Source organism: Streptococcus infantis (assembly GCF_047460685.1).
GTDB classification, from domain to species: Bacteria; Bacillota; Bacilli; order Lactobacillales; family Streptococcaceae; genus Streptococcus; species Streptococcus infantis_AD.
Genome location: NZ_JASHFS010000019.1, coordinates 1 through 23,171, shown reverse-complemented (window position 1 = coordinate 23,171; position 23,171 = coordinate 1). Strand labels below are relative to the sequence as shown.

General features: G+C 39.7%; 21 protein-coding genes and 2 pseudogenes. 17 read left to right on the top strand and 6 right to left on the bottom strand.

Annotation, left to right across the window (positions count from 1 at the left end):
• Positions 1-57: 57 nt before the first annotated feature.
• The 3 genes from QM917_RS09265 (at position 58) to alaS (ending at position 3,710) form a co-directional block, all read left to right on the top strand.
• Positions 58-309 (top strand): hypothetical protein, encoded by a 252-nt coding sequence (locus QM917_RS09265; protein ID WP_414285528.1) that lies wholly within the window; start codon positions 58-60, stop codon positions 307-309.
• A gap of 274 nt (positions 310-583) precedes the next feature.
• Positions 584-1,075 carry an LURP-one-related/scramblase family protein gene (locus QM917_RS09260; RefSeq protein WP_414285527.1) on the top strand — a complete coding sequence of 164 codons (492 nt, stop codon included), beginning with the start codon at positions 584-586 and terminating at the stop codon, positions 1,073-1,075.
• Between the two features lie 16 nt (positions 1,076-1,091).
• Complete coding sequence (gene alaS, locus QM917_RS09255) at positions 1,092-3,710, top strand: alanine--tRNA ligase (protein WP_414285526.1); 2,619 nt, start codon at positions 1,092-1,094, stop codon at positions 3,708-3,710.
• A 94-nt stretch (positions 3,711-3,804) separates the two neighbouring features.
• On the opposite strand, the gene gdhA is transcribed toward alaS, so the two are convergent.
• On the bottom strand, positions 3,805-5,151 hold the full coding sequence (gene gdhA / locus QM917_RS09250) for an NADP-specific glutamate dehydrogenase (RefSeq protein ID WP_414285525.1): 1,347 nt from the start codon (positions 5,149-5,151) through the stop codon (positions 3,805-3,807).
• Positions 5,152-5,380: 229 nt separating this feature from the next.
• On the opposite strand from gdhA, the gene QM917_RS09245 reads away from it, so the two are divergent.
• From QM917_RS09245 to QM917_RS09220, 6 genes are all read left to right on the top strand, one after another.
• Entirely contained in the window at positions 5,381-6,316 is a 936-nt protein-coding gene (locus tag QM917_RS09245) for a dihydroorotate oxidase (protein ID WP_414285524.1), read from the top strand.
• 32 nt (positions 6,317-6,348) lie between these two features.
• The gene (gene holA / locus QM917_RS09240) at positions 6,349-7,386 is read left to right on the top strand and encodes a DNA polymerase III subunit delta (protein WP_414285523.1); all 1,038 of its coding nucleotides are present in this window, start codon (positions 6,349-6,351) and stop codon (positions 7,384-7,386) included.
• 69 nt (positions 7,387-7,455) lie between these two features.
• Complete coding sequence (gene sodA, locus QM917_RS09235) at positions 7,456-8,061, top strand: superoxide dismutase SodA (protein ID WP_000974725.1); 606 nt, start codon at positions 7,456-7,458, stop codon at positions 8,059-8,061.
• Positions 8,062-8,318: 257 nt separating this feature from the next.
• The gene (locus QM917_RS09230) at positions 8,319-9,227 is read left to right on the top strand and encodes a LysR family transcriptional regulator (protein WP_049526940.1); all 909 of its coding nucleotides are present in this window, start codon (positions 8,319-8,321) and stop codon (positions 9,225-9,227) included.
• A complete protein-coding gene (lspA, locus tag QM917_RS09225) occupies positions 9,224-9,685 on the top strand; it encodes a signal peptidase II (RefSeq protein ID WP_301560011.1) in 462 nt (153 codons plus the stop codon). The genes QM917_RS09230 and lspA overlap by 4 nt, the downstream gene beginning before the upstream one ends.
• Positions 9,675-10,565, top strand: coding sequence for an RluA family pseudouridine synthase (locus QM917_RS09220; protein WP_414285522.1), 891 nt, complete (start codon positions 9,675-9,677; stop codon positions 10,563-10,565). Before lspA ends, QM917_RS09220 begins: the two co-directional genes overlap by 11 nt.
• Positions 10,566-10,588: 23 nt before the next feature.
• Here QM917_RS09220 and ffh read toward each other — a convergent pair whose 3' ends face one another.
• The 3 genes from ffh to QM917_RS09205 are packed head-to-tail and all read right to left on the bottom strand — an operon-like array spanning position 10,589 to position 12,722.
• Positions 10,589-12,154: a signal recognition particle protein gene (gene ffh, locus QM917_RS09215; RefSeq protein WP_414285521.1), complete on the bottom strand. Its 1,566-nt coding sequence runs from the start codon at positions 12,152-12,154 to the stop codon at positions 10,589-10,591.
• 17 nt (positions 12,155-12,171) lie between these two features.
• Entirely contained in the window at positions 12,172-12,387 is a 216-nt protein-coding gene (locus tag QM917_RS09210) for a 2-oxoglutarate:acceptor oxidoreductase (protein ID WP_311523697.1), read from the bottom strand.
• Positions 12,388-12,389: 2 nt separating this feature from the next.
• Positions 12,390-12,722 (bottom strand): putative DNA-binding protein, encoded by a 333-nt coding sequence (locus QM917_RS09205; protein WP_000402065.1) that lies wholly within the window; start codon positions 12,720-12,722, stop codon positions 12,390-12,392.
• Positions 12,723-12,875: 153 nt separating this feature from the next.
• On the opposite strand from QM917_RS09205, the gene rnc reads away from it, so the two are divergent.
• From rnc to QM917_RS09185, 4 genes are all read left to right on the top strand, one after another.
• A complete protein-coding gene (rnc, locus tag QM917_RS09200) occupies positions 12,876-13,574 on the top strand; it encodes a ribonuclease III (protein WP_371607651.1) in 699 nt (232 codons plus the stop codon).
• Positions 13,565-17,104: a chromosome segregation protein SMC gene (smc, locus tag QM917_RS09195; protein ID WP_281335005.1), complete on the top strand. Its 3,540-nt coding sequence runs from the start codon at positions 13,565-13,567 to the stop codon at positions 17,102-17,104. The genes rnc and smc overlap by 10 nt, the downstream gene beginning before the upstream one ends.
• Positions 17,105-17,190: 86 nt before the next feature.
• On the top strand, positions 17,191-17,850 hold the full coding sequence (locus QM917_RS09190; RefSeq protein WP_000344917.1) for a trimeric intracellular cation channel family protein: 660 nt from the start codon (positions 17,191-17,193) through the stop codon (positions 17,848-17,850).
• A gap of 138 nt (positions 17,851-17,988) precedes the next feature.
• Positions 17,989-18,567 (top strand): HD domain-containing protein, encoded by a 579-nt coding sequence (locus QM917_RS09185; protein WP_414285520.1) that lies wholly within the window; start codon positions 17,989-17,991, stop codon positions 18,565-18,567.
• A 225-nt stretch (positions 18,568-18,792) separates the two neighbouring features.
• On the opposite strand, the gene QM917_RS09180 is transcribed toward QM917_RS09185, so the two are convergent.
• On the bottom strand, positions 18,793-19,260 hold the full coding sequence (locus QM917_RS09180) for an 8-oxo-dGTP diphosphatase (protein WP_000136624.1): 468 nt from the start codon (positions 19,258-19,260) through the stop codon (positions 18,793-18,795).
• Positions 19,261-19,593: 333 nt separating this feature from the next.
• Between QM917_RS09180 and QM917_RS09175 the strand changes: the two genes are divergently transcribed.
• From QM917_RS09175 to tnpA, 4 genes and pseudogenes are all read left to right on the top strand, one after another.
• Entirely contained in the window at positions 19,594-20,385 is a 792-nt protein-coding gene (locus tag QM917_RS09175) for a Cof-type HAD-IIB family hydrolase (RefSeq protein WP_414285519.1), read from the top strand.
• Positions 20,385-21,203 (top strand): Cof-type HAD-IIB family hydrolase, encoded by an 819-nt coding sequence (locus QM917_RS09170; protein WP_414285518.1) that lies wholly within the window; start codon positions 20,385-20,387, stop codon positions 21,201-21,203. Before QM917_RS09175 ends, QM917_RS09170 begins: the two co-directional genes overlap by 1 nt.
• A gap of 3 nt (positions 21,204-21,206) precedes the next feature.
• Positions 21,207-22,661 (top strand): signal recognition particle-docking protein FtsY, encoded by a 1,455-nt coding sequence (gene ftsY / locus QM917_RS09165; protein WP_414285517.1) that lies wholly within the window; start codon positions 21,207-21,209, stop codon positions 22,659-22,661.
• 189 nt (positions 22,662-22,850) lie between these two features.
• Positions 22,851-23,048: pseudogene (gene tnpA, locus QM917_RS09160) on the top strand (IS200/IS605 family transposase); the annotation flags it as partial.
• Between the two features lie 3 nt (positions 23,049-23,051).
• On the opposite strand, the pseudogene QM917_RS09155 reads toward tnpA, so the two are convergent.
• A pseudogene (locus tag QM917_RS09155) lies at positions 23,052-23,171 on the bottom strand (IS630 family transposase); the annotation flags it as partial.

Here is a 23,171-nt window from a genome sequence, read left to right as displayed (position 1 = left end):
TTATTTTATAGCCTAGTAGTATACTAAGTTTATAATAATAGAAAGCGGTAACAAATCATGAAAATGTCTACTTTTTTCAAAAAAAGTTATTGGCCAACCTTTTTGATTGTTAACGAAACAATTATACTATTCCATTTAAAGGATGGCTTGGATCGACAATACCTAACAACTGATTCCATACATTTGGTGATAGGTTACTTTATATTTGCAAATATTTTCGTATTTATGTATAGCAATTCGAAAATTTGGGATAAAAGTTGGGATAAAAAGAAAAATGGCAGTAAGAAAAAATATATCCTGAAAAAGTAATCAGAGATGTAGGGAGTTGGTTATTTAAATGAGGATTATTTCCAGTTGACGCAGACTTAAAAAAACGATATAATGAGAAAGTTGAGAATTGATTTTCTCTCCATCTTAGTTCAGAGAATTGGCGGTGCTGCGAGCCATCTAAGATAGAAAATCATGCTACTCGATTGTAACAATTGCATAAGAATCAAAGAATGACAAGTTCATTGAATGAAGGTGGTACCGCGGTTTTTCGCCCTTCGTGATATGGATTTGTCTTTTATTTTTGGAGGTGTTTATGAGAACATTTCTTGTCAAACAAAAATTTCGCCTAGGTGGTGAACGCTTTGATATCAAGGATGAAATGGGCAATGTCGCCTATCAGGTTGAAGGTTCATTTTTTAAGATTCCTAAAACCTTTACCATCTATGATGCTGCTGGTGAACAGGTCAGTGAGATTAGTAAGGAAGTCTTAACTTTCCTACCTCGTTTTGAGATTCAACTCAGTAATGGCGATCATTTTTATATCCGAAAGAAGTTGACTTTCTTCAGAGATAAGTATGAGTTTGATAATCTCGGTCTTCGTATCGAAGGAAATGTCTGGGATTTGAATTTTAAATTGCTGGATGATCGTGACCGTGACCAAGTGATTGCTGAGATTACCAAGGAACTTTTCCATTTAACCTCTACCTATACTGTAACCGTCTATGACGAATCTTATGCAGACCTAGTCATTTCCCTCTGCGTTGCTATCGACTATGTGGAAATGCTAGAAAGCCAATCAAATTAGTAAAAAGGAGATACATATGAAACAATTATCTAGTGCGCAAGTTCGCCAAATGTGGCTTGATTTCTGGGCTACAAAAGGCCACTCAGTAGAACCATCCGTTAGCTTGGTTCCAGTAAACGACCCAACACTTTTGTGGATCAATTCAGGAGTTGCTACCCTCAAGAAATACTTTGACGGAACCATCATTCCTGAAAACCCACGTATTACCAATGCGCAAAAAGCCATCCGTACCAATGATATCGAAAACGTAGGAAAGACTGCTCGTCACCATACCATGTTTGAAATGTTGGGGAACTTCTCTATCGGAGATTACTTCCGTGACGAAGCAATTACATGGGCATATGAGCTTCTGACAAGTCCTGAATGGTTTGACTTCCCCAAAGAAAAACTCTACATGACCTACTACCCAGCTGATACAGATTCTTACAATCGCTGGATTGAAGTGGGCGTGGATCCAAGTCACTTGATTCCAATCGAGGACAACTTCTGGGAAATCGGTGCAGGACCTTCTGGACCTGATACAGAAATCTTCTTCGACCGTGGAGAAGCCTTTGACCCAGAAAACATCGGTCTTCGTCTTCTTGCAGAAGATATCGAAAATGACCGTTATATCGAAATCTGGAACATCGTTTTGTCACAATTTAACGCTGACCCAGCTGTTCCTCGTAGCGAGTACAAAGAATTGCCACACAAAAACATTGATACGGGCGCTGGTTTAGAGCGTTTGGTAGCAGTGATCCAAGGGGCTAAGACTAACTTTGAAACAGACCTCTTCATGCCAATTATCCGTGAAGTTGAGAAATTATCTGGTAAGGTTTACGACCAAGATGGCGACAACATGAGCTTCAAGGTTATTGCAGACCACATCCGTTCTCTTTCATTTGCGATTGGTGATGGTGCCCTTCCTGGAAATGAAGGTCGTGGTTATGTCCTTCGTCGTCTCCTCCGTCGTGCCTCTATGCATGGTCAAAAATTGGGTATCAACGAACCTTTCCTTTATAAACTCGTTCCAACTGTTGGAAAAATCATGGAAAGCTACTACCCAGAAGTGCTAGAAAAACGTGACTTTATCGAAAAAATCGTTAAGAGCGAAGAAGAGTCATTTGCTCGTACTCTTCACTCAGGTCAACACTTTGCCCAAGGCATCGTAGCAGACTTGAAAGCTAAAGGACAATCTGTCATCGCTGGTGCAGATGTCTTTAAACTCTATGATACATACGGATTTCCAGTAGAGTTGACAGAAGAAATCGCTGAAGAAGCTGGTATGACTGTAGACCGTGAAGGTTTTGAAGCAGCTATGAAGGAACAACAAGAGCGTGCACGTGCCTCTGCTGTCAAAGGCGGATCTATGGGTATGCAAAATGAAACCCTTCAAAACATCACTGTAGAAAGTGTCTTCAACTACAATGCTAGTCAATTGTCTTCTAAGTTGGTTGCTATCGTAGCGGACAATGCTGAAGTAGAAGCTGTATCAGAAGGAACTGCGTCACTTATCTTTGCAGAGACACCTTTCTACGCTGAAATGGGTGGACAAGTTGCGGACCATGGTCAAATCTTGGATGCTGCAGGAAATGTCGTAGCGACTGTAACAGACGTTCAAAAAGCACCAAACGGACAAGCATTGCACACCGTTGAAGTTCTTGCTCCTCTTGCTCTGAACCAAGAATACACTTTGGCCATCGATAGCAATCGTCGTCATCGTGTCATGAAGAACCACACAGCCACTCACTTGCTTCATGCAGCTCTTCACAATATTCTTGGCCATCATGCAACTCAAGCAGGTTCACTTAATGAAGTAGAATTCCTTCGCTTTGACTTCACTCACTTCCAAGCCGTGACTCCAGAAGAATTGCGTGCTATTGAACAACAAGTCAATGAGAAGATTTGGGAAGCCATCGCAGTAGAAACAGTTGAGACTGATATTGACACAGCTAAAGAAATGGGAGCTATGGCCCTCTTCGGTGAGAAATACGGTAAGGAAGTTCGCGTAGTCACTATCGGGGACTATTCAGTAGAGCTTTGTGGTGGTACTCACGTTGGCAATACTTCTGAAATTGGTCTCTTCAAGATTGTCAAAGAAGAAGGTATCGGATCAGGAACTCGTCGTATCTTGGCAGTGACTGGTAAAGAGGCCTTTGAAGCTTATCGTGACCAAGAAGATGCACTGAAAGCAGTCGCAGCAACCTTGAAAGCTCCTCAACTCAAAGAAGTACCTCACAAAGTTGAAGGACTTCAAGAACAACTTCGTCAATTGCAAAAAGAAAATGCAGAATTGAAGGAAAAAGCAGCGGCAGCGGCAGCAGGTGATGTCTTCAAGAATGTTCAAGAAGCAAACGGTCACCGTTACATTGCCAGCCAAGTATCTGTATCAGATGCAGGTGCCCTTCGTACCTTTGCGGATAACTGGAAACAAAAAGATTACTCTGATGTTCTTGTTCTTGTCGCAGCTATCGGTGATAAGGTCAATGTCCTTGTAGCCAGCAAGAACAAAGACATCCACGCAGGTAACTTGGTTAAAGAATTAGCTCCAATCGTCGATGGACGTGGTGGTGGTAAACCAGACATGGCCATGGCAGGAGGAAGCAACCAAGCGAAAATCCAAGAATTGTTGGATGCAGTAGCAGGTAAATTGTAAGATAACAAAGATCTATCCAGTAGGGTAGGTCTTTTTTTATGTATAAGAAAAAACTCCTCACACGAGATGTGAGGAGTTATATAGTTACTAGGAATTAAACAATCCCTTGAGCGATCATAGCGTTTGCTACGTTTTCAAAGGCTGCAATGTTAGCACCTGCAAGGTAGTCAGTTCCAAGACCGTAAGTTTCTGCAGTTGTTTTAGCTGTGTTGAAGATGTTAGTCATGATATCTCTCAAACGACCGTCCACTTCTTCACGTGTCCATGAAAGGCGAAGGCTGTTTTGGCTCATTTCAAGAGCTGATACAGCTACCCCACCAGCATTGGCAGCTTTAGCAGGTCCGTAAAGGATTCCATTTTCCTTGTAGACTTTGATAGCTTCAAGGTCGCTAGGCATGTTAGCTCCTTCAGATACACAGATAACTCCTTGAGCAACCAAGCGTTTCGCAGCTTCGCCGTTGATTTCGTTTTGAGTCGCACATGGAAGAGCGATGTCATAGTTACCAGTGTAAGTCCATACAGAACCTTCGTAGTAAGTAGCAGTTGGTTTTTCTGCAGCGTACTCAGTCAAACGAGCACGGCGTTTTTCTTTAACGTCTGTAAGAAGGTCAAAGTCGATACCATTTTCATCGATGACATAACCATTTGAGTCAGATACAGAGATAACAGTCGCACCAAGTTCAGTTGCTTTTTGAAGAGCGTATTGTGCTACGTTACCAGAACCTGAAATAACTACTTTCTTACCAGCAAAGCTGTTGCCGTTAGCTTTAAGCATTTCTTCAGTGTAGTAAACCAAACCGTAACCAGTTGCTTCTGGACGAATCAAGCTACCACCAAATCCAAGAGGTTTACCAGTCAAGACACCAGCATCAAATTGGTTGAGGCGTTTGTATTGTCCGTAAAGGTAACCAATCTCACGTCCACCAACACCGATATCACCAGCAGGTACGTCAAGAGATGGTCCGATGTATTTTTGCAATTCAGTCATGAAGCTTTGGCAGAAGCGCATCACTTCAGCATCAGTTTTGCCTTTAGGATCGAAGTCTGATCCACCTTTACCTCCACCGATTGGAAGTCCAGTCAAAACGTTTTTAAAGATTTGTTCGAATCCGAGGAATTTCAAGATTCCTTGGTTAACAGTTGGGTGGAAACGAAGTCCGCCTTTGTATGGTCCAACAGCTGAGTTGAATTGAACACGGTAACCACGGTTAACTTGAACTTTTCCATCACGGTCAACCCAAGGAACACGGAAAGAAATTACGCGCTCTGGCTCAGTGATACGTGCCAAGATATTTTCTTCAATATACTCAGGGTGTTTTTCAAAGACAGGCTCCAAAGTGCTGAAGAATTCTTCAACCGCCTGGAGAAATTCAGCCTCATGCCCGTTACGAGCTTTTACAGTTTCAAACACGCTTTGGATATATTCTTTAGCAGATGTCATATCGTTCTCCTTTTTGTTGTCATATTTTATTACATGAGTCATTATAGCAGAAAATTTTTTCAGTGTAAAGAAAAAAACACAAATTTTCTAAAAATTCTTTCAATTTGATACAACTGATTCAAAACTTGCTAAAAAACGAACATTTTCTATGGAAATGGTTTTATTGAAAAGCAAAAGTCAAAGTATGGTATAATATTAAACATAAAAAGGAATCTGGAGGAACAGAATCATGGTATCAACTAAAACACAGATTGATGGTTTTGAGTTTGACAATTGCTTGATGAATGCGGCAGGAGTTGCTTGTATGACAGTTGAGGAGTTGGAAGGTGTCAAAAACTCAGCAGCAGGAACCTTTGTCACTAAAACAGCAACCTTGGAATTTCGTCAGGGAAATCCAGAACCACGTTATCAAGATGTTCCACTCGGTTCTATCAACTCTATGGGGCTACCAAATAATGGTTTAGATTATTACTTAAACTATCTTTTAGAGTTACAAGAAAAGGAACCGAACCGTACCTTCTTTTTATCATTAGTTGGAATGTCTCCAGAGGAAACTCATACCATTTTGAAAAAGGGTCAAGAGAGTGATTTTCGTGGTCTAACTGAGCTTAATCTTTCATGCCCAAATGTTCCAGGTAAACCTCAGATTGCCTATGATTTTGAAACAACAGACCGTATCTTGTCAGAAGTCTTTGAGTATTTTACAAAACCATTAGGAATTAAGCTTCCACCTTATTTTGATATTGTTCATTTTGACCAGGCTGCAGCGATCTTTAACAAATATCCGCTCAAGTTTGTCAATTGTGTTAACTCTATTGGAAATGGTCTTTATATAGAAGATGAGTCAGTCGTGATTCGTCCTAAGAATGGCTTTGGTGGGATTGGTGGAGAATATATCAAACCAACAGCTCTTGCTAATGTCCATGCTTTTTATCAACGCTTGAATCCAGAAATTCAAATCATCGGAACTGGTGGAGTATTAACAGGACGTGATGCTTTTGAACATATCCTATGTGGTGCCAGCATGGTGCAGGTAGGAACTACCCTACATAAAGAAGGTGTGGGTGCTTTTGAACGTATTACTAAGGAACTCAAAGAAATTATGACGGAAAAAGGTTATGAAAACCTTGAAGATTTCCGTGGTAAATTGAATTATATTGATTAAATAAAAGCAAAACTAAAAAGAAAGGAGAAATGATGCTAGCAATAGAAGAAAGCCAAAAGCTATCTTTATCAAATTTACCTAGTTTGACCTTGTTTACAGGCCCTGATCAAGGACAGTATGAAATCATGAAAACTCAGGTGCTAAAGCAAATCGGCTACGATTCTGCTGATTTGAACTTTGCTTATTTTGATATGAAAGAAGTAGACTACAAAAGCTTGGAACTAGAGCTGGTCAGTCTTCCTTTCTTTGCGGATGAAAAAATTGTTATTTTAGATCATTTTCTTGATATAACAACAGCTAAAAAACGCTATCTATCTGATGATGAGCTTAAGGCTTTTGAAGAATATTTGGAAAATCCATCTCCGACGAGTAAATTAGTTATTTTTGCTGAAGGTAAACTAGACAGCAAGCGCCGTCTAGTTAAAATTCTAAAGAGGGATGCCAAGATTTTTGAAGCCATCGAGCCAAAAGAACAAGAGATGCGTGCTTATTTTCAAAAGTGGACTCAGGAACAAGGACTGACCTTTGATGGAAAATCCTTCGAACAGTTGCTTATCAAATCAGGTTTTCAATTCAGTGAAATTCAGAAAAATCTACTCTTCTTACAGTCTTATAAGGATGATGACCGAATTACCGAAGAAGACATTGTTGAGGCCATACCAAAGACTTTGCAGGATAATATCTTTGATTTAACTCAGTTAATATTGACTAAGAAGATAGATCAGGCAAGGGACTTAGTTAAAGATTTGACCCTACAGGGTGAAGATGAGATTAAACTGATTGCCATTATGCTGGGGCAGTTTAGACTCTATACCCAAGTAAAAATATTGCAAGAGTCTGGTCAGACAGAATCACAGATGGTTAGCAGTTTGGGTCATTATCTTGGTCGCAATCCGAATCCCTATCAAATCAAATTTGCCCTTCGTGACACGCGAGGGTTGTCCCTGAAGTTCCTGCAAGATTCTATTCGTTATCTCATTCAGGCAGATTATCAAATTAAGACTGGTGTTTACGAAAAAGGGTACTTGTTTGAGAAGGCTTTATTGCAGATTGCGAGCCAGTCAAATTGAGCAAATAACTTGAAAAAAAAGGTTGTTTGTGTTATCATTTTTATATAGAAAGAAAAAGAGGTATTACAGATGGCTATTATCTTACCAGATCTTCCATACGCTTACGACGCCTTGGAACCATATATTGATGCTGAAACAATGCATTTACACCATGACAAACATCACCAAGCATATGTAAATAACGCAAATGCAGCTCTTGAAAAACACCCTGAAATCGGTGAAGACCTTGAAGCTTTGCTTGCAGATGTTGAATCTATCCCTGCAGATATTCGTCAAGCTCTTATCAATAATGGTGGTGGCCACTTGAACCATGCTCTTTTCTGGGAATTGATGACTCCTGAAAAAACAGCTCCTTCAGCAGAACTTGCAGCCGCAATTGATGCAACATTTGGTTCATTCGAAGAATTCCAAGCAGCATTCACTGCAGCAGCAACAACTCGTTTTGGTTCTGGATGGGCATGGTTGGTTGTTAACAAAGAAGGTAAACTTGAAGTGACTTCAACAGCAAACCAAGATACACCAATCTCAGAAGGTAAAAAACCAATCTTGGGCTTGGACGTTTGGGAACATGCCTACTACGTGAAATACCGCAACGTTCGTCCTGACTATATCAAAGCTTTCTTCTCAGTTATTAACTGGAATAAAGTAGACGAACTCTACGCAGCAGCTAAATAATCTTAATAACGACACCTTGGGGTTAGAATTTCATCTAACTTGAAAGGTGTTTTTTGTTTGCTTTTCTTAGAAGTAATACTCAATGAAAATCAAAGAGCAAACTAGGAAACTAGCCGCAGGCTGTACTTGAGTACGGCAAGGCGACGTTGACGCGGTTTGAATTTGATTTTCGAAGAGTATAACTGTCTTATGATTTTCCTTTGTTAGATAGGCTTTATTTATGGTATAATGATAAGATAGAAAACGAAGGAGAAATCATGAATATTCAACAATTACGCTACGTTGTAGCTATTGCTAATAGTGGTACTTTTCGTGAAGCTGCTGAGAAAATGTACGTTAGCCAGCCGAGTCTATCTATTTCTGTAAGAGACTTGGAAAAAGAGCTTGGCTTCAAGATTTTCCGCAGAACCAGTTCAGGAACTTTTCTTACACGTCGTGGGATGGAATTTTATGAAAAGGCACAAGAGTTGGTTAAAGGATTTGATGTTTTCCAAAATCAGTATGCCAATCCTGAAGAGGAGAAAGATGAGTTTTCAATAGCCAGCCAGCACTATGATTTCTTGCCACCAACCATTACAGCTTTTTCGCAACAATATCCTGACTATAAGAATTTCCGTATTTTTGAATCAACAACTGTTCAGATTTTGGATGAAGTAGCCCAAGGACATAGTGAGATTGGGATTATCTACCTTAACAATCAAAACCAAAAGGGAATCATGCAACGGGTTGAAAAGTTAGGACTTGAAGTGATTGAGTTGATTCCTTTCCAAACCCATATCTATCTGCGTGAAGGGCATCCTTTAGCCAAGAAAAAAGAGTTGGTCATGGAAGATTTAGCTGATTTACCAACAGTTCGATTCACACAGGAAAAGGATGAGTATCTTTATTACTCAGAGAACTTTGTAGATACAAGTGCTAGCTCTCAAATGTTTAATGTAACTGACCGTGCTACCTTAAATGGGATTCTTGAAAGAACAAATGCTTATGCGACTGGTTCTGGATTCTTAGATAGCGACAGTGTGAACGGGATTACCGTTATTCCATTAAATGATAATCTCAATAATCGCATGGTTTATGTAAAACGTGAGGAAGTAGACTTGAGCCAAGCAGGGACTTTATTTGTAGAGGTTATGCAAGAGTATTTTGATCAGAAGAGGAAAGCATGAAAAAAAGAGGAATAATTGCAGGGATTATAGCAGCCTTGATTATCTTAGATCAATTTGTAAAGGCGTACGTCGTTCAAAATATTGCTCTTGGTGAAATCAAGTCATGGATCCCAAATCTAGTTAGTTTAACCTATCTGCAAAATAGAGGAGCTGCCTTTTCGATGCTACAAGATCAACAGTGGTTTTTTGCAGTGATTACCTTGGTAGTCATGGTTGGAGCTATCTGGTATCTTCATAAGCATATAGAGGATTCTTTCTGGACAGTCTTTGGATTGGTCTTGATTATTGCAGGTGGTCTGGGAAACTTTATCGATCGCATCAGTCAAGGCTTTGTCGTGGATATGTTTCACTTAGACTTTGTTAATTTTGCCATATTCAATGTAGCTGATAGTTATCTGACGGTCGGAGTGATTGTATTATTGCTTGCAATGCTAAAAGAGGAAATGAATGGAAATTAAAATTGAAACAGGTGGACTACGCTTAGATAAGGCTTTGTCAGATTTGACAGAATTGTCCCGTAGTCTCGCCAATGAACAAATCAAATCAGGTCAAGTCTTGGTCAATGGTCAGGTTAAAAAAGCTAAGTACTCGGTTCAAGAAGGGGATGTTATCACTTATCAAGTTCCAGAACCAGAAGTTTTGGAGTATGTAGCTGAAGATATTCCTCTAGAAATCATTTATCAAGATGAGGATGTAGCAGTAGTCAATAAACCTCAAGGTATGGTTGTTCATCCAAGCGCTGGTCATACCAGTGGTACCTTGGTTAACGCCCTTATGTACCACATCAAGGACCTATCAGGCATCAATGGTGTATTGCGTCCAGGGATTGTCCATCGTATTGATAAAGATACTTCAGGTCTCTTGATGATTGCTAAAAACGATGATGCCCATTTAGCACTAGCTCAAGAATTGAAGGACAAGAAGTCTCTTCGTAAATATTGGGCCATCGTTCATGGAAATCTTCCAAATGACCGTGGTGTGATTGAAGCACCAATCGGACGTAGTGAAAAAGACCGTAAGAAACAAGCTGTGACTGCAAAAGGGAAACCAGCAGTGACACGATTCCAAGTCTTGGAGCGCTTTGGTGATTATACCTTGCTGGAATTGCAACTGGAAACAGGACGGACTCATCAAATTCGTGTGCACATGGCTTATATCGGTCATCCTGTCGCTGGCGATGAGGTCTATGGCCCTCGTAAAACCTTGAAAGGACATGGGCAATTTCTCCATGCCAAGACACTTGGATTTACCCATCCAAGAACAGGGGAAACTATGGAATTTACTTCCGAAATCCCAGATATCTTTAAAGAGACTCTGGAAAAACTTCGAAATAACTAAAAAAGGACTCAAGCGAGTCCCTTTTATTTGCGTTTTTTCTTAGCTTTTTTCATTTTATTGGCCATGCGTTTCATGGATTGCTTCATAGCAAATTCCCCGATTTTTCCCTTGAGACCTCCACCAAACATTTGGCTCATGTCAGGCATTCCTGCTCCTCCAAGAGCTGACAAGTCAGGCATACCACCTTGTCCCATCATACCTTCAAGGGCTGACATATCCATACCTCCAGGCATATTTTTAGGAAGATTGTTAGGGTTGATGCCCATCTGTTTCATCATCTTGTTCATGTCACCAGACATGACACCTTGCATGAGTTGTTTAGCTTGGTTGAAGTCCTTGATGAACTTGTTGACTTCGATAAAGGTATTACCAGAACCGGCAGCGATACGACGACGGCGACTTGGAGTAAGCAAGTCTGGGTTTTCACGTTCTTCTGGAGTCATAGAAGAGACGATGGCACGTTTGCGAGCAATTTGTTTTTCATCCACCTTCATATTTTGAAGGGCAGGATTGTTGGCCATACCTGGAATCATCTTGAGCAAATCTTCCATTGGTCCCATATTTTGCACCTGATCCAACTGATCGATGAAATCGTTGAAATCAAAGGTGTTTTCTCGCATCTTTTCAGCCATTTCAAGGGCTTTTTGCTCGTCGTATTCTTGGGAAGCTTTCTCAATCAGAGTCAGCATATCTCCCATACCGAGAATACGGCTGGCCATACGATCTGGGTGGAAGGTTTCAATGTCAGTAATCTTTTCACCAGTACCAGTGAACTTGATTGGTTTTCCAGTGATGTGACGAACAGAAAGGGCCGCACCACCACGAGTATCACCATCAATCTTTGTAAGGATGACACCAGTCACTTCCAACTGAGCGTTAAATTCACGCGCAACGTTGGCAGCTTCCTGACCAATCATGGCATCGATGACCAAGAGAATCTCATTTGGTTGAGCAAGTGCTTTAACGTCACGAAGCTCATTCATGAGAAGTTCGTCAATTTGCAAACGACCTGCCGTATCAATCAAAACATAGTCGTTATGGTTGGCTTTGGCTTGCTCCAAACCTTGGCGAACAATCTCAACTGCAGGAACTTCAGTACCAAGAGCAAAGACGGGAACATCAATTTGTTGTCCCAGTGTTTTCAACTGGTCAATAGCAGCAGGACGATAGATATCGGCTGCAATCATCAAAGGACGAGCATCCTCTTCCTTTTTAAGTTTGTTAGCAAGTTTACCTGCAAAAGTTGTTTTACCAGCTCCTTGCAAACCGACCATCATGATAATGGTTGGAATTTTTGGTGACTTGATAATCTCGGCTGTGTCTGAACCAAGAATTTCCGTTAATTCTTCATTAACAATCTTGATGATTTGTTGAGCTGGATTAAGGGTATCAATGACTTCATGCCCGATCGCACGTTCACGAACCTTCTTGATAAAGTCCTTAACAACTGGCAGAGCAACGTCAGCCTCTAAAAGAGCCAGACGAATTTCTTTGGTTGCTTCTTGGATATCGCTCTCTGTAATTTTTCCTTTTTTACGTAGGTTTTTAAAGACGTTCTGCAAACGTTCTGTTAAATTTTCAAATGCCATTATTTTCTCCTATTTTTTCAATTCAATGGAAATCGTCCGAAATGTTGCAAACACTCTAGTTCTTCGGGTGTGACTTCTTTCATGATTTCATTTGGATATCCCCAACAGCTAAAACCTATTTGCATAGCTTTGGAGATATGATTGGGCGAGATAATCTGTAGTCGACTAGGAAATGGTTCCTCTGCAGCTAATAATTTACAGGGTATTCCTTTATAAACGACAAGATTTTCCATGATTACTCCCGATTATCAATACTGGTCAAAATCTCAATTTGCTCTTGCAGAAAAGTATCCTCTGGATAACGCTCCAAAATCTGATCAAAAATCTGACTGCGAACAATGTAGTCAGAGTACATATGGAGCTTCATCTCATAATCTTCAAGAATCTTTTCAGTTCGTTTGATATTATCATAAACAGCCTGACGACTAACGCCGAACTCTTCAGCGATTTCAGCCAAACTATAGTCATCAGCATAGTAGAGTTCGATATAGTTCATCTGCTTATCAGTCAAAAGGGCTGCATAAAACTCAAACAGAGCATTCATTCGATTGGTTTTTTCAATTTCCATAAGATTTATTATACCAAAAAAAAGCCCAATCCGCTAGCTGGGGGCTGATTTTAGCTAGAAGTTAGAAAATAAGCTTTTCACTGTTCTTTTCTGACTATGAAGGCTTTTTTTGATATAATGGATAGGATTATAATGATTTAGAAAGAGGTAATCATGAAAGAATTAGAATCAGTGTTACAAGACCGTTTTGAGCTTGTTTTTACAGATAAAAGCTTACTTGAAACAGCTTTTACCCATACCAGTTATGCCAATGAGCACCGCCTCTTAAAAATTTCACACAACGAACGCTTGGAATTTTTAGGAGACGCTGTTCTGCAATTATTGATTTCAGAATATCTGTTTAAAAAATACCCTAAAAAACCAGAAGGGGACTTGTCAAAACTCCGTGCTATGATTGTCCGTGAGGAGAGTTTGGCTGGTTTTGCCCGTGATTGTCAGTTTGACCAGTTTATCAAGCTAGGTAAGGGGGAGGAAAAGTCTGGTGGTCGTAACCGAGATACCATCTTGGGTGATGCTTTTGAAGCCTTTTTGGGTGCTCTGCTTTTAGACAAGGATATAAAGACTGTAAAAACCTTTATCTACCAAGTCATGATTCCTAAGGTTGAAGCTGGCGATTTTGAGATGATCAAGGATTATAAGACTCACCTTCAAGAATTGCTCCAAGTTAATGGAGATGTTGATATTCGTTATCAGGTGATTTCAGAGATTGGACCAGCCCATGATAAGATGTTTGAGGTTGAAGTCCTTGTTGAGGGGCAAAGTTTAGGTTCCGGTCAAGGACGCTCCAAAAAATTAGCAGAGCAGGAAGCCGCTAAAAATGCAGTTGAGAAAGGGCTGGATTCATGTATTTAAAGGAAATTGAGATCCAAGGGTTTAAGTCCTTTGCTGACAAGACCAAGGTTGTTTTTGACCAAGGGGTGACGGCGGTTGTAGGACCAAATGGCTCTGGGAAATCAAATATCACTGAAAGCCTCCGTTGGGCACTTGGTGAATCTAGTGTCAAGAGTCTTCGTGGCGGGAAGATGCCTGATGTCATCTTTGCAGGAACAGAAAGTCGGAAGCCTCTAAACTACGCTTCTGTTATTGTTACTTTGGATAACCAAGATGGTTTTATCAAGGATGCAGGCCAGGAAATCAAGGTGGAGCGTCACATCTATCGTACTGGAGACAGTGAATACAAGATTGACGGTAAAAAAGTTCGTCTTCGTGATATTCATGACCTTTTCTTGGATACTGGACTTGGACGTGATTCCTTCTCTATTATTTCCCAAGGGAAGGTCGAAGAAATCTTTAACTCTAAGCCTGAGGAACGCCGCGCTATCTTTGAAGAAGCTGCCGGAGTCTTGAAGTATAAAACCCGTCGAAAAGAAACTGAAAGCAAGCTGCAACAAACTCAGGACAATTTAGACCGCTTGGAAGACATCATCTATGAGTTAGACAATCAAATCAAACCATTAGAAAAGCAAGCAGCAACAGCTCGTAAATTTATGGACTTGGACGGTCAGCGTAAAGCCATCTACTTGGATGTTTTAGTTGCACAAATTCAAGCCAATAAGGCTGAATTGGATGTGACAGAAGAAGAATTAAACCAAGTCCAAGAACTGTTGACTAGTTATTATCAAAAACGTCAAGACTTAGAAGAAGAGAACCAAACTCTCAAAAAGAAACGTCATGATTTACAAGCAGAGATGGCTAAAGATCAAACTAGTTTGATGGATTTGACTGCCCTAATCAGTGATTTAGAACGGAAATTGGCCTTGTCTAAACTGGAGACAGAGCAGGTTGCTCTCAATCAACAAGAGGCACAGACTCGTTTGGCTAGTTTGGACGAAAAGAGAAATGTTCTCATTCAAGAGAAGGAAGAAAAAGAAACAAATCTCAGTCAGTTAGAAGAAAATCTAGCAGTCAATACTAAGGAAGTCAATCGTTTAGAAGCTGATTTGTTAGCTTTTTCTGATGATCCAGATCAGATGATTGAGCAACTGCGGGAGCGCTTTGTTGCTTTCTTGCAGGAAGAAGCGGATGTGTCTAACCAATTGACACGGATTGAGAATGACCTTGAAAATAGTCGCCAACAGACTCAAAAGCAAGAAGAACAATTCGCATCCTTGAAGGAACAATTGGCTACTGCCAAGTCTAAGGCTGCTGATCAAGAGCTTGCCCTAAAGTCTGCTAAAGAAGAAGTACAGAACTTACTCGCTGACTATCAAACCAGTGCCAAAGAAGAAGAAGCACAAAAGCAGGCTTATCAAAGCCAGCAAAATCAACTATTTGATCGCTTGGATAGTCTGAAAAACAAGCAGGCCAAGGCACAAAGTTTGGAAAACATCCTTAAAAACCATAGTAATTTCTATGCAGGTGTTAAGAGTGTTTTACAAGAGAAAAATCGCCTAGGAGGTATTGTTGGAGCTGTTAGTGAACATTTAACCTTTGATGTTCGTTATCAGACAGCACTTGAAATTGCTCTTGGTGCAAGTAGCCAACACATTATCGTTGAAGATGAACAGGCAGCAACAAAGGCCATCGATTTTCTTAAGAGAAACCGAGCTGGTCGCGCTACCTTCCTACCTTTGACAACGATTAAGGCTCGTAGCATTTCTGGGCAGAATCAAGATGTGATTGCCTCAAGTCCAGGTTTTCTTGGCATGGCAGATGAATTGGTTACTTTTGATGCCAAGCATGAAGCTATATTTAAAAACTTGCTAGCTACAACAGCAATCTTTGATACGGTAGAGCATGCGCGTGATGCAGCTCGCAAGGTACGTTATCAGGTTCGAATGGTAACGCTAGATGGTACAGAATTGCGAACAGGTGGTTCTTATGCTGGTGGTGCCAATCGTCAAAATAACAGTATTTTTATCAAGCCTGAATTGGAGCAATTGCAAAAAGAAATTGCTCAAGAAGAAAAGTTGATTCGTCAGGAAGAAGAAAAACTGAAAACAGTTCAAGAAAACTTAGCTACCCTCACTCAGACTTTGGAAACTATTAAGTCTAAAGGAGAGCAAGCTCGTATAGAGGAGCAGGGCTTATATCTTGCTTATCAACAAACTAGCCAGCAAGTCGAGGAACTAGCAACACTTTTAGAACTTCAGGAAAAAGAATTAAACAATCTCAGAGGTGGAGATTGGCAAACTGAAAAAGAAAAATGCCAAGAACGTCTTGCAGTTATTTCAACTGAAAAGCAAAAGCTTGAATCAGAAATTGAAGAAATCAAGTCCAATAAAAATGCGATTCAAGAACGTTATCAAAGCTTGCAGGATAAACTTTCTCAAGAACGTCTGCTCAAAACAGAAATGATGGGGCGAAAACGTTATGAAGTTGCAGATATTGAACGGATTAACAAAGAACTTGAGAACCTTGATTTGGAGCAAGAAGAGATTGAACGCCTTCTCCAAGAAAAGGTAGACAATCTTGAAAAGGTTGATACAGAACTTTTGGCCAAGCAGGAAGCAGAAGCCAAGAGTCAGAAGGAAGAAATTCAACAAGGGCTCATTCGTAAGCAGTTTGAACTGGATGATATTGAAGGACAGTTGGATGATATAGCCAGTCATTTAGAACAAGCTCGTCAGCAAAATGAAGAATGGATTCGTAAGCAAACACGTGCAGAAGCAACTAAAGAGAAGATTACGGACCGCCTTCGCTATCTTCAAGGTCAACTGACTGAAGAATACCAGATTAGTTATACTGAAGCGTTAGAACAAGCCAACCAATTGGAAGATTTAGCTATGGCTGAACAAGAGGTCAAGGATTTAGAAAAATCTATCCGTTCACTTGGTCCTGTTAATTTGGATGCCATTGAACAGTTTGACGAAGTACACGAACGCTTGGAGTTCTTGAATAGTCAGCGAGACGATATTCTTTCTGCTAAAAACTTGCTTCTTGAGACCATTACAGAGATGAATGATGAAGTGAAGGAACGCTTTAAATCAACCTTTGAAGCTATTCGTGAGTCCTTTAAGGTGACTTTCAAACAGATGTTTGGAGGTGGACAAGCAGACCTAATTCTGACAGAAGGTGATTTATTGACAGCAGGTGTCGAAATCTCTGTTCAACCACCAGGTAAAAAAATCCAATCTCTCAATCTCATGAGTGGTGGAGAGAAGGCTTTGTCAGCTCTGGCTTTGCTCTTCTCAATCATTCGGGTCAAGACCATCCCATTTGTTATCTTGGATGAAGTAGAAGCTGCACTTGATGAAGCAAACGTTAAACGCTTTGGGGATTATCTCAACCGATTTGACAAGGATAGCCAGTTTATCGTTGTTACCCACCGTAAGGGAACCATGGCAGCAGCAGACTCTATCTATGGGGTGACCATGCAAGAATCTGGTGTATCTAAGATTGTCTCTGTAAAACTAAAAGATTTAGAGAATATGGATGCTTAGTTAGTGCTCGTTACAAATTTTTAAGCTAAGCATTTAAATAACCTTCAAGAAGTCGGAAGGGTTACAAAATAATTTGAGGAGCTTATATGGATTTTGATCTATTCCTAATGATCTGTAATTATATTGGGACTATAGCCTTTGCGGCGTCAGGAGCCATCAAAGGATTCGGTAAACGTTTAGATATTTTTGGAATCAGTTTATTGGCAATTGTAACTGCAGTAGGCGGAGGAATCCTAAGAGATTCCATTATTAGTCGCTTTCCAGCTTCTCTAGCAGATCCTAGCCCCATTTATGTCTCTATCCTAGTAGCTGTTATCATGTATGTCTTTGTAACTTCAAAACAGGCCAATGCTAGTCATGATAAAAAGTTCTATAAGTGGTTGAGAGAAGCCTATCTCATCTTTGACTCTATTGGGTTGATTATTTTCTCCTTGATTGGAGCGACAGCCTTAGTGGATAGTAAGCTAAATTTGATGTCTGCAGGGATTTTGGCTTGTCTAACAGGAGCCGGTGGAGGTATTATCCGAGACCTATTAATCAACGAAGTTCCGAGTGTTCTTAAAGAAGACATTTATGCCCTTCTATCTTTCGTAATCGGAGTTATTTATTACTGGTTGGCCTTTGTCCTTCACTTTCCAAGAATTACTGCCTTTATCATTCTCTCAATAGTTGGCTTTGTGATTCGACTTTGTATTATTAAGTTCAAGCTCTCTTTGCCAAATATGGATAAGAGAACCTTGAATTGATGAATAAGCGAGAGTTATTTTATCAACGTCTAATCTCATGTGGATTAGGCGTTATTTTTTTGCAAATACGGGAAATTAATGATGTAAAGATTAATTTTTGCTATTATATTTGTAATTTCGAATAAGGTAGGAATAGCAATGAGTAATTTGAAACATTCAGTTGATTTTATTAAAGAAATAGAGAAATTAAAGGCAGTAAGAAGATTTAATAGAACTCTTGATGGCAGATTTGAAAATAGTGCCGAACATTCCTGGCAGGGTGCCATAGCTGCAATGGTTTTTCAAGATTATTATCCTGAAAAATTGGATATGGAAAAAGTCACTTCTATGTTATTGATTCATGATTTAGGTGAGATTTATGCCGGAGATACTTGGGTGTTTGATGATGAAAAAAAGCTCCATTCTCATGACAGAGAACTAGAATCTATAGAAAAAACAATGAGCCTCCTTCCAGAAGAAAAATATTTGAATATGAAAAATTTGTGGTTGGAATTTGAAAAAGGGCAGAGTGCTGAAGCAAGATATGCAAGAGTGATCGATGCCTTGGTACCACTGATAAATCACTTAGAAGTGTCAGAATTCAATTATAATCCTGATAATATCAGTGCAGACATGGTATTAGAAAAGAAAAAGTTCATAAAAAGTGAATCAGAAGAATTATGGAAACTGACGGAAGACTTGATTCAGGAAAGTGTGGAGAAGGGCTTATATTTTTAATAACAGTTAGCCCAATAGAAGATAGAATTTTAACCGGAGAATGGAAATATATATGATTAAACTTGTCACAACTGAAATCGGAATAAGGAAATTGATACAATAAAATACAAAGAAAGCCTTGGAATAAGCTGTTTCCAAGGCTTTTTAGCTATCTATAGGTAGAAGGAAAAAGTTGTTAGAGTAGATGATTTTTATTAGATACCCTTGATTATACCGTAGAGAATATTAGTCAAATAAAATTGTTTTGTTTTCACTAATGCATTTCTTATTATCATCCCAATAGTTAATACTTTCAAAGCTTCCTTTTCTTAAATAAAGTGGTAGCCTTTTTCTTATTTCATCTTGCATTGGTATTTTATCAATATCTTTTAGATTCCACCATTTTGGCTCACCTTCAGCAGATGTACTTAGTTCACCAGTAAACTGAGTACATAAAAAGTCATAGAAGACAAATCTCTCATTACCAATTGAATTAGTAAAGCCTGAAATTCCTTTTAATTCAAGATTTAATGCAGTGAGTCCAGTCTCTTCCTTAAGTTCCCGTAATGCAGCTTCAAAAAAACTTTCAGGGAATTCAACTTTTCCCCCCGGTGGAATCCAGCCAGGAAAATTATCGTGCTGTCTATTAAGTAATAAAATTTCTTGATTTTTCAAAACGCAAATATTAACCCAGTTTTTGATTTTTTCAGTCATATGATCAACCTCCAACAAGTATTTTTTCATATGTTAGACTATATGTCAAGAACTATATGCTATTTATGATTGTGACAAATGTATCTCAGCCAAAGATTGATAATTTTTACGCAATAGCTGATGAACTCTCAGAATAGACTTCAATCAAGAACTTTGGAAGAAAAGTGTTGAGAGGTTGGATTTAAAAGAAAGTAAGCAAATCAGCCTGGCCTTTAAATTGGGCCTACGGGATTATTTATAGAAGACAAAGACGTGTCAATTCAGCACGTCTTTTTTTACTTTTTCTGTGGTATAATAGAAGGTAGATTTATTAATTGGAGTATGAAGAATTTTATGATTAAATTAGTAGCAACGGATATGGACGGTACTTTTTTGGATGGTGCCGGTCAATTTGATATGGAGCGTCTGAAAAAGTTGCTCCATTCTTATAAAGAAAAAGGAATCTATTTTGCTGTTGCATCTGGTCGTGGGCTTTTGTCACTTGAAAAGCATTTTGCGGATGTCAAAGATGAGATAATCTTTATTGCTGAAAATGGTAGTTTGGTTCGTTTTCATGGAGAGGACCTTTATGAAGCAACCATGCCTCGTGATTTTTACCTATCAACATTTGAAAAGCTAAAGACTTCACCTTATTTTGATGAGAATAAGATGCTCTTGACTGGTAAAGAGGCTTGCTATGTCTTAGATACAGTAGATGAAATCTATCTTATGTTTAGCCATCATTATAATGAGAATATCCAAAAAGTGGCCAGACTGGAAGATATTACCGATGAGATTTTCAAATTCACAACTAACTTCACTGAAGAAACGGTTGACGCTGGAGAAGCTTGGGTCAATGAACATGTTCCTGGGGTCAAGGCTATGACGACAGGCTTTGAATCCATTGACATCGTTTTAGACCATGTTGACAAGGGAGTCGCTATTGTCGAATTGGCTAAGAAATTGAATCTAGATATGGACCAGGTGATGGCCTTTGGTGATAATCTTAATGATCTGCACATGATGCAAGTTGTAGGGCACCCGGTAGCACCTGAAAATGCTCGTCCAGAGATTTTAGAACTAGCTGAAACAGTTATCGGACATCACAAAGACCAATCAGTTATTGCTTATATGGAGGGATTATAATGGCAGATATTAAATTAATTGCCCTAGACTTAGATGGGACTTTGCTGACGACAGACAAGAAATTGACTGATCGTACTAAGGCAACTTTAAAGGCTGCGCGTGAACAGGGAGTGAAAGTGGTACTGACAACTGGACGTCCCCTCAAGGCTATGGATTTCTTCCTCAAAGAGCTTGGAACAGACGGCCATGATGATGAGTATACTATCACCTTTAATGGTGGATTGGTTCAGAAAAATACGGGTGAAATCCTTGATAAGACAGTATTCTCTATTGATGATGTGACACGTATTTACGAGGAAACTGAAAAACTAGGCATTCCTTTAGACGCCATTTCAGAAGGTACAGTTTACCAAATCCAATCAGATCAAGAGAGTCTGTATGCTAAATTTAATCCTGCTCTGACTTTTGTTCCAATTGACTTTGAAGATTTGTCTAGTCAGATGACCTACAACAAATGTGTGACCGCTTTTGCCCAAGAACCACTGGATGCCGCAATTGCTAATATTTCACCAGACTTGTTTAACAATTATGAAATTTTTAAATCTCGCGACATGCTTTTGGAATGGTCACCAAAGAACATTCATAAGGCTACTGGATTAGCTAAATTGATCGACCATCTAGGAATTGACCAAAGTCAAGTGATGGCTTGTGGAGATGAGGCCAATGACCTTTCCATGATTGAATGGGCAGGACTCGGTGTTGCTATGCAAAATGCTGTGCCTGAGGTCAAGGAAGTTGCAAATGTAGTAACCCCTATGACCAATGACGAGGAAGCTGTCGCCTGGGCCATTGAAAAATATGTACTGAAGGAGAACTAAAGTATGGGATTATTTGACCGTTTATTTGGTAGAAAAGAAGAACCAAAAATCGAAGAAGTTGTTAAAGAAGCTTTGGAAAACTTGGATCTGACAGAACCTAGCGAGGAAGTTGAAACACTTGGAACTGAAGAAGTTGAAGTGAAAAATACTGAAGAAATCGACCAAAGTTCAGAATTTGAGGAAACTTATTCTAAAGAAGCTAGTGAGTCGGAAGAACCAGTAGCAGAAACAACTCTAGAAACAGTTGAACCAATAGCAACCCCTCAGGAAGAAGAGACTCAGTTTGAAGAAGAAACTGAATGCCATTGTTGTCAGGAAGAGTCAGAGTTAACAGAAGTTGAAGAAACTGAAGCCAGCTCTCAAGAAGTAGTGGAGTTTGTTGCAGAAGAACCTGAGTCACCAGTCGAAGAAGTACCTTCAAGTGATAGCGACGATGAAGAAACTAATCAAGCTCAATCAGACGAAACGGAATTAGACACTTCTGATGAAGTGGAAGAAGATCTAGTAATCGAAGAAACTCCTCAAGTCCAAGAGACTGTACAGGAAAAATATGACCGTAGTCTCAAGAAAACTCGTACGGGCTTTGGAGCTCGTTTGAATGCTTTCTTTGCTAACTTCCGCTCTGTTGATGAAGAATTCTTCGAAGAACTAGAAGAACTCTTAATCATGAGTGACGTTGGTGTACAGGTAGCTTCAAATCTCACTGAAGAATTGCGTTATGAAGCCAAGCTTGAAAATGCCAAGAAACCAGATGTCCTCCGTCGTGTGATCATCGAAAAATTGGTAGAGCTTTACGAAAAAGATGGACAATACAATGAAAGCATTAACTTCCAAGATGGCTTGACAGTCATGCTCTTTGTAGGTGTTAATGGTGTCGGGAAAACAACTTCAATCGGTAAATTAGCGCATCGCTACAAGCAAGCAGGCAAGAAAGTCATGCTTGTTGCTGCGGATACCTTCCGTGCAGGTGCAGTTGCTCAGTTAGCAGAATGGGGTCGTCGAGTAGATGTTCCTGTGGTTACTGGACCTGAAAAAGCAGATCCGGCTAGTGTTGTCTTTGATGGGATGGAACGTGCAGTAGCAGAAGGTGTTGACATTCTCATGATTGATACAGCTGGCCGTCTGCAGAACAAAGAAAACTTGATGGCAGAGTTGGAAAAAATTGGTCGGATCATTAAACGTGTCGTGCCAGAAGCTCCGCATGAAACCTTCCTAGCACTTGACGCCTCAACAGGACAAAACGCTCTTGTACAAGCCAAAGAGTTTTCAAAAATTACTCCTGTTACAGGAATTGTCTTAACCAAGATTGATGGGACTGCCCGAGGTGGTGTTGTTTTGGCTATCCGTGAGGAACTCAATATTCCTGTTAAGTTGATTGGTTTTGGTGAAAAAATCGATGATATCGGTGAATTCAATTCTGAGAACTTTATGAAAGGCCTTCTAGAAGGTTTGATATAAAAGAAAATCCTGCAAGAATTCTTGCAGGATTGTTTTTGATTATGTGACTTTCAGTCCGTCTCGCTCCGTTAGGTGCGAGACAAAAAAACCACCCGCTATGCGGGTGCGCATCGAAGGTTATACCAAAAAAACTCCAAACGCGATACAATAAAAGTGTTCAAGCCAATTGTAAAGTGAAAGGAGAAAACCATGGCACAAAAGACACATACTTTATCACACAAAAAGTGGCACTGTAAGTATCACATTGTGTTCACCCCTAAGTATAGACGAAAAGTCATTTATAATCAATATCGAAGTAGTTTGGGAGAAATATTCCGTCGATTATGTAGTTATAAAGGTGTTGAGATTATCGAGGGCCATTTAATGCCTGATCATGTACATATGTTATAGTCAATTGAAACAAGAACAAGACAAAAGAGCCTCGAAAAAAGTACTACAACTTGGCAATACCTTTTTGAGATGCTTTTTGATATGGGCCCATGTTTTCTCAATAGGATTGTACTCAGGTGA

What these genes read in the sequence shown, in the direction of transcription:
- lspA (WP_301560011.1), top strand. Translation starts at nt 9,224, where the DNA reads ATGAAAAAAAGAGGAATAATTGCAGGGATTATAGCAGCCTTGATTATC.
- ftsY (WP_414285517.1), top strand. Translation starts at nt 21,207, where the DNA reads ATGGGATTATTTGACCGTTTATTTGGTAGAAAAGAAGAACCAAAAATC.
- rnc (WP_371607651.1), top strand. Translation starts at nt 12,876, where the DNA reads ATGAAAGAATTAGAATCAGTGTTACAAGACCGTTTTGAGCTTGTTTTT.
- QM917_RS09245 (WP_414285524.1), top strand. Translation starts at nt 5,381, where the DNA reads ATGGTATCAACTAAAACACAGATTGATGGTTTTGAGTTTGACAATTGC.
- QM917_RS09185 (WP_414285520.1), top strand. Translation starts at nt 17,989, where the DNA reads ATGAGTAATTTGAAACATTCAGTTGATTTTATTAAAGAAATAGAGAAA.
- smc (WP_281335005.1), top strand. Translation starts at nt 13,565, where the DNA reads ATGTATTTAAAGGAAATTGAGATCCAAGGGTTTAAGTCCTTTGCTGAC.
- alaS (WP_414285526.1), top strand. Translation starts at nt 1,092, where the DNA reads ATGAAACAATTATCTAGTGCGCAAGTTCGCCAAATGTGGCTTGATTTC.
- QM917_RS09230 (WP_049526940.1), top strand. Translation starts at nt 8,319, where the DNA reads ATGAATATTCAACAATTACGCTACGTTGTAGCTATTGCTAATAGTGGT.
- QM917_RS09265 (WP_414285528.1), top strand. Translation starts at nt 58, where the DNA reads ATGAAAATGTCTACTTTTTTCAAAAAAAGTTATTGGCCAACCTTTTTG.
- QM917_RS09210 (WP_311523697.1), bottom strand. Translation starts at nt 12,387, where the DNA reads ATGGAAAATCTTGTCGTTTATAAAGGAATACCCTGTAAATTATTAGCT.
- QM917_RS09175 (WP_414285519.1), top strand. Translation starts at nt 19,594, where the DNA reads ATGATTAAATTAGTAGCAACGGATATGGACGGTACTTTTTTGGATGGT.
- QM917_RS09205 (WP_000402065.1), bottom strand. Translation starts at nt 12,722, where the DNA reads ATGGAAATTGAAAAAACCAATCGAATGAATGCTCTGTTTGAGTTTTAT.
- QM917_RS09170 (WP_414285518.1), top strand. Translation starts at nt 20,385, where the DNA reads ATGGCAGATATTAAATTAATTGCCCTAGACTTAGATGGGACTTTGCTG.
- QM917_RS09190 (WP_000344917.1), top strand. Translation starts at nt 17,191, where the DNA reads ATGGATTTTGATCTATTCCTAATGATCTGTAATTATATTGGGACTATA.
- holA (WP_414285523.1), top strand. Translation starts at nt 6,349, where the DNA reads ATGCTAGCAATAGAAGAAAGCCAAAAGCTATCTTTATCAAATTTACCT.
- QM917_RS09180 (WP_000136624.1), bottom strand. Translation starts at nt 19,260, where the DNA reads ATGACTGAAAAAATCAAAAACTGGGTTAATATTTGCGTTTTGAAAAAT.
- sodA (WP_000974725.1), top strand. Translation starts at nt 7,456, where the DNA reads ATGGCTATTATCTTACCAGATCTTCCATACGCTTACGACGCCTTGGAA.
- ffh (WP_414285521.1), bottom strand. Translation starts at nt 12,154, where the DNA reads ATGGCATTTGAAAATTTAACAGAACGTTTGCAGAACGTCTTTAAAAAC.
- QM917_RS09260 (WP_414285527.1), top strand. Translation starts at nt 584, where the DNA reads ATGAGAACATTTCTTGTCAAACAAAAATTTCGCCTAGGTGGTGAACGC.
- gdhA (WP_414285525.1), bottom strand. Translation starts at nt 5,151, where the DNA reads ATGACATCTGCTAAAGAATATATCCAAAGCGTGTTTGAAACTGTAAAA.
- QM917_RS09220 (WP_414285522.1), top strand. Translation starts at nt 9,675, where the DNA reads ATGGAAATTAAAATTGAAACAGGTGGACTACGCTTAGATAAGGCTTTG.